General features: G+C 55.3%; 1 protein-coding gene. It reads left to right on the forward strand.

All coding sequences use genetic code 11. The annotated features are described in order from the left end of the window. Nucleotides 1–49 precede the first annotated feature (49 nt). A partial coding sequence (locus ACLJNW_RS25035) for a hypothetical protein (RefSeq protein ID WP_410961334.1) occupies nucleotides 50–273 on the forward strand: 224 nt, incomplete at its 3' end.

Here is a 273-nt window from a genome sequence, read left to right on the forward strand (position 1 = left end):
TTATGGAGCGCCGCCTTCCGGTTATTATGGCAACGCCGGAAGGAACGTCATGTACGGTCCGGGAATCAACAACTGGGATATCGGCGTGGAAAAAATGTGGCCGATCCCCGTGCGCGAAGGAACTCGTTTGCAGTTTCGGGGCGAGCTCTTCAACGCATTCAATCACGCGCAATTCGGCCTGCCAACGTCTAGTGTGGTTTCTCCAAACTTTGGTCTGATCAACAGCGCTCGCCCGCCGCGTCTGATTCAGTTCGGCCTGCGGCTGCTTTATTA

The organism is Salmonella sp. SAL4457 (assembly GCF_046548235.1).
GTDB lineage: Bacteria > Pseudomonadota > Gammaproteobacteria > Enterobacterales > Enterobacteriaceae > Salmonella > Salmonella enterica.